Genomic DNA, 5570 nt, shown 5'->3' with positions numbered 1-5570 from the left:
CGGCGCATGACGCGCCGGCCCCGAGGTCGGTGCGCGTGCAGGCGGTGCGCGACACGGCGACCGGCGAGGTCGCGGAGTGGGCGGTGTATGACCGTTCCGCGATGGCGCCGGGCGCCGAGGTTCCCGGCCCCTGCATCGTGGCGGAGGACGAGACCTCCACCCTGGTCGGGCCGGGTTGGCGCTGCCGGATGGATGGGTTGGGGTATCTGGAACTGACGCGGGGGACCCACTGATGGCCGCGAACGCAGCACTGGAAAAAATCCAGCGCCAGATCCAGTGGAACCGCCTGATCGCGGTGGTGGAGGAGCAGGCGCAGATCATGATCCGCACCGCCTTCAGCACCACGGTGCGGGAAGCGGGCGATCTTTCCGCCGGCATCTTCGACCTCAAGGGTCGCATGCTGGCGCAGGCCGTCACGGGCACGCCGGGGCACGTCAACTCCATGATGGAGAGCGTCGGCCACTTCCTCCAGAAATTCCCGGCGGAGACGATGCGGCCGGGGGATCACTACATCACCAACGATCCCTGGCTCGGCACCGGGCACCTGCATGACCTGACGGTCGTCACGCCGGCCTTCCGCAACGGGACGATCGTCGGGCTCTTCGCCAACACGGCGCATGTCATCGATGTCGGCGGGCTCGGCATGGGGCCGGAGGGGCGGAGCGTCTTCGAGGAAGGGCTCTACATCCCCATCGTGAAGTGCTTCGACCGCGGCCAGGCGAACGAGACTTTTTTCGACTTCATCCGTGCCGGCAGTCGCACGCCGGTGGAGCTCGAGGGCGATGTCTATTCCCTCTGCGCCTGCAACGACGCGGGCGCCAAGCGCCTGGTGGAGATGATGGACGAGTTCGCGATGGAGAGCATCGACGACCTCGCCGAATACATCTTCGACGCATCGCTGAAGGCCACGCTGGAGGAGATCGCAAAAATCCCCGCCGGCACCTATCGCGCGGAGATCCGCTCGGACGGCTACGAGGCGCCGGTGACGCTGAAGGCCGCGATGACGGTGAAGGCCGACGAGATCGTGGTGGACTATGCCGGCACCTCCGGCCTGTCGAACCGCGGCATCAACGTGCCCGCCGCCTATTGTCGCGCCTATTCCTGCTTCGGCATCAAATGCGTCGTCGCGCCGGAGATCCCGAACAACTGGGCCTCCCTCGCGCCCTTCCGCATGGAGATCCCGGAAGGCTGCATCCTGAACGCGCCGCGACCCTATCCGGTCAGCGTGCGCCATGTGGTGGGCCAGTTGCTGCCCGACCTGATGATGGGCTGCCTGCACCAGGCGGTGCCGCATCGCGTCAATGCGGAAGGCTCCTCGGCGCTGTGGAACCCGCCGTTGCGTGGCGGCGCGCAGGTCTCCGGCGCCAACGCAGAACTGCCGGATTTCGAGATCATCACCTTCAACTCCGGTGGCACCGGCGCACGCCCGACCAAGGACGGGCTGGACGGCACGGCCTTCCCCTCCGGCGTGCGCACCATGCCGGTGGAGGCCACCGAGAATGTCGCGCCGGTGATCTTCTGGCAGAACCAGCTTCGCGAGGATTCCGCCGGCGCCGGCCGCACCCGCGGCGGCTTCGGCAAGGTGATGGAGATCGGCGCGAAGGGCGATGCCGAATTCGCCGTCAACGCCACCTTCGACCGCGTGGCGAACGCGCCGAAGGGCCGCGAGGGCGGCGGCGACGGCGCACCGGGCTGGGTGGGCCTCGATGACGGCACGCGCATCCGCACCAAGGGCTTCCAGATCGTGCCCAAGGGCCGGCACCTGTTGCTGAAGCTGCCGGGCGGCGGCGGCATGGGCGATCCGAAGCAGCGCGACCGCGCAAGAGTCGCGCGCGACGTGGCGGATGGGCTGGTGAGCGAGGCGCAGGCGCGGGCGCTCTACGGCGCGGACTGAGCGTCGCGGAGCGCGGCGTGTCGGTGGGCGGGGTTCGGCCCGCCGCGCGGGCCTGAGTTGACAGCTGGGGTCGGATGACCGACCTGCCCCGGAATGCTGCGCCAGTTCCTGTCCTACTACCGCCCGCACAAGCGGCTGCTGCTGCTCGATTTCGGCTGCGCGGCGGCCTCGGGCCTGCTGGAGCTGCTGTTCCCGATGGCGGTGCGCGCCTTCGTGGACCGGTTGCTGCCGGGGCAGGACATCCCGCTGATCGTCCTGGCGATCGCGGCGCTGCTGGCGGTTTATGTGCTCAACGGCGTGCTGATGGCGGTGGTGACCTATTGGGGCCATGTGCTCGGCATCGCCATCGAGACGGAGCTGCGCCGCCGCGCCTTCGACCACCTGATGAAGCTCTCCTTCCGCTTCTATGACGGGCAGAAGACGGGGCACCTGGTCGGGCGGCTGACCAAGGACCTCGAGGAGATCGGGGAGGTTGCGCATCACGGGCCGGAGGACCTGCTGATCGCGGTGCTGACCTTCCTCGGCGCCTTCGCGCTGATGCTCTACGTGAATGTGGAGCTGGCGCTGATCACGCTGCTGGTCGTGCCGGCCGCGGCCTTCGTCATCGCGCATTACGGCGGGCGGATGACCGGCAACTGGCAGCAGCAATTCGCCCGCGTCGGCGCCTTCAACGCGCGCATCGAGGAAGCCGTGGGCGGCATCCGCGTGGTCAAGGCCTTCGCGAACGAGGCGCATGAGCGCCGGCTCTTCGCCGCCGACAACGACGGCTATCGCCGCACCAAGCTCGACGCCTACCGGCTGATGGCTACGGGCATCACGCTGAACTACCTGGGGCTGCGCCTGGTGCAGGTGGTGGTGATGCTGGCGGGCTCGCTCTTCATCGTGCGCGGCAGCATGAGCGTCGGCGATTTCGTCGCCTACCTGCTGCTGGTCGGCGTGTTCTACCGGCCGATGGACAAGATCGCCGCGGTGATCGAGACCTATCCGAAGGGCATCGCCGGCTTCCGGCGCTATCTGGACCTGCTGGCGATCGCGCCCGATATCGCCGACCGACCCGGCGCGCGGCCTGCGCCGGCGCTGCAGGGCGCGGTGCGGTTCGAGGGCGTGACCTTCGGCTACGATCCCGCCCGCCCGGTGCTGCGGAGCCTGGACCTCGCGATCGCGCCGGGGGAGACGGTGGCGCTGGTCGGGCCATCGGGCGCCGGCAAGACCACGCTCTGCTCCCTGCTGCCGCGCTTCTACGAGGCGGATCGCGGGCGCATCACGGTGGACGGCATCGACATCCGAGACATGACGATGGAGAGCCTGCGCGGCCAGATCGGCATCGTGCAGCAGGACGTGTTCCTGTTTGCCGGCACGCTGCGCGAGAACATCGCCTATGGCCGCCTCGGCGCGACCGAGGCCGAGATCCGCGACGCCGCGCGCCGCGCCCGGCTCGATGCGCTGATCGCGGACCTGCCGGACGGGCTGGACACGGTGGTGGGCGAGCGCGGCGTGAAGCTCTCGGGCGGCCAGAAGCAGCGCCTGGCGATCGCGCGCATCTTCCTCAAGAATCCACCGATCCTGATCCTGGACGAGGCGACCTCCGCGCTGGACACGGAGACGGAGCGCGCGATCCAGGCCTCGCTGACGGAACTCGCACGCGGCCGCACCACGCTGGTGATCGCGCATCGCCTGGCGACGATCCGCGACGCCGACCGGATCGTGGTGGTGGCGGATGGCGGCATCGCGGAGCAGGGGACCCATGCGACGCTGCTGGCCCGAGGCGGGCTCTATCGCGGCCTGCACGCGGCGCAGTTCGGGGCCGAAGCCGCGGCCGGCGCCTGACGCCCTTCCGCAAGGCGCCGTCGCTTGCCATGATCCCGCGCAGTTGACGCCTGCACGGAACGGAACGCCCCATGGCCCTGCGCTGCGACCTGATCATCCGCGACGCCACCATCTTCGACGGCACCGGCGCGCCGCGCCGTGTCGGCGATGTCGGCGTCAGCGGCGAGCGCATCGTCGGCGTCGGCGATCTCGGCGGCGCCAGCGCGGACCGGGAGGTGATCGCCACCGGCAAGGCGATCGCGCCGGGCTTCATCGACGCGCACACCCATGACGACCGCGCGGTGCTGATGGGCGGGGAAGGGACGCTCTGCAAGACCAGCCAGGGCGTGACCACCGTGGTCTGCGGCTGCTGCGGCGTCTCCCTCGCGCCCGCCCGCTTCAAGACCGAGCCGCCGCCGCCGCTGGACCTGGTGGGCGCGGGCGGCTGGTGGCGCTTCGGGGACTTCGGGGAATACGCGCACGAGATCAATGCGAAAGGTTCGGAAGTCAACGTCTATGCCCTCGTGGGCAACCAGACGCTGCGCGTCGAGGCGATGAACGGTGACGTCTACCGTCCGGCCACGGACAAGGAAATCCACCACATGCACCAGCGGGTGAAGCAGTCCATGGCGGAAGGCGCCTCGGGCTTCTCCACCGGCCTCTACTACAAGCCCAACATGCATGCGACGACAGACGAGGTGGTCGCCATCACGGAGGCGCTGAAGCCCTTCGACGGCCTCTATTCCACGCATATGCGTGACGAGGCGAACCACATCCTCGCCGCCATCGAGGAGGCGATGGAGATCGGCAAGCGGGCGGGCGTGCAGGTGCAGATCAGCCACCACAAATGCTCGCAGCCGGAGAATTACGGCCGCTCGATCCAGACGCTCCCGCTGCTCGACGCCTATGCGCGCACGCAGCAGCTGGCCTTCGACGTCTATCCCTATCCCGCCGGCTCCACCGTGCTGATGCCGGACCGGCTGCGCGACGACGTGAAGGTGATGATCACCTGGTCCGTCCCGCATCCCGAGATGGCCGGGCGCTACCTGCATGAGATCGCCCGCGGCTGGAACACCGACATCAAGGCGGCGGCGGAGCAGCTGCTGCCCGCCGGCCAGATCAGTTTCCAGATGGACGAGGACGACGTGCAGCGGATCATGGCGCATCCGATGTCCATGATCGGCAGCGACGGCATCCCGCATGACGCGCATCCGCATCCGCGGCTCTGGGGCACCTTCCCGCGCGTGCTGGGGCATTACAGCCGCGGCCTCGGCCTGTTCAGCATGGAGGTCGCGATCCACAAGATGACCGGCCGCTGCGCGGAGGCCTATGGCATCGTGGATCGCGGCGTGCTCCGCGAGGGCGCCTATGCCGACCTGGTGCTGTTCGATCCCGCCACCGTGATCGACGCCGCCACCTTCGAGAATCCGAAGGTCCCTTCGATCGGCATCGAGGAGGTCTGGGCGAATGGCGTGGCAACCTTCCGCGCGGGCCAAGGGGACAAGGGTGGCGCAACAGGCGAAAGACCGGGCCGGCTGGTGACGCGCCACAAGGGGTAATGCTTGCAAGGTCAGCATTACTGACCTATAAAGGCGTATGGCCGATCTCCTGCCGCTGCTGGGCTTCGCCGTCGCCGGCTCGGTCACGCCGGGGCCGAATGTGCTCATGGTGGCGGCCGGCGCCGCGGGCAGCGGCGTCCGCGCGGTGATGCCGCACATGCTCGGCATCACCTTCGGCTTCTCGGCGATGATCGCGCTGGTCGGGCTGGGGCTGGCGGGGCCCCTGGCGGCCCGCCCCCCCCGCCCAGCCGGGCGGCAGGTGGTCGCCGGGCGCTGGGGGCGCTGGGGCGCCGGGGAGATAGCGCCCGCGC

Annotated in this window: 3 protein-coding genes and 2 pseudogenes; all 5 read left to right on the top strand. The window is 69.3% G+C overall.

From position 1 onward, the window contains the following. Positions 1-233, top strand: a pseudogene (locus AC1MIR_RS15315) (hydantoinase/oxoprolinase family protein); the annotation flags it as partial. After that, complete coding sequence (locus AC1MIR_RS15310; RefSeq protein ID WP_480029054.1) at positions 233-1894, top strand: hydantoinase B/oxoprolinase family protein; 1662 nt, start codon at positions 233-235, stop codon at positions 1892-1894. The pseudogene AC1MIR_RS15315 and the gene AC1MIR_RS15310, both read left to right, overlap by 1 nt. 93 nt (positions 1895-1987) lie before the next feature. Then, complete coding sequence (locus tag AC1MIR_RS15305; protein ID WP_480029053.1) at positions 1988-3721, top strand: ABC transporter ATP-binding protein; 1734 nt, start codon at positions 1988-1990, stop codon at positions 3719-3721. Positions 3722-3792: 71 nt separating this feature from the next. Further along, positions 3793-5259: an N-acyl-D-amino-acid deacylase family protein gene (locus AC1MIR_RS15300; RefSeq protein ID WP_480029052.1), complete on the top strand. Its 1467-nt coding sequence runs from the start codon at positions 3793-3795 to the stop codon at positions 5257-5259. A gap of 37 nt (positions 5260-5296) precedes the next feature. After that, positions 5297-5570, top strand: a pseudogene (locus AC1MIR_RS15295) (LysE family translocator); the annotation flags it as partial.

This window comes from Falsiroseomonas sp. RANM36, assembly GCF_056682175.1.
This window is presented reverse-complemented; position numbering and strand designations above follow the sequence as displayed.

Bases quoted from the DNA above. Each gene is read 5' to 3' on its own strand.
- AC1MIR_RS15310 (WP_480029054.1), top strand. From the start codon at position 233: ATGGCCGCGAACGCAGCACTGGAAAAAATCCAGCGCCAGATCCAGTGG.
- AC1MIR_RS15305 (WP_480029053.1), top strand. From the start codon at position 1,988: ATGCTGCGCCAGTTCCTGTCCTACTACCGCCCGCACAAGCGGCTGCTG.
- AC1MIR_RS15300 (WP_480029052.1), top strand. From the start codon at position 3,793: ATGGCCCTGCGCTGCGACCTGATCATCCGCGACGCCACCATCTTCGAC.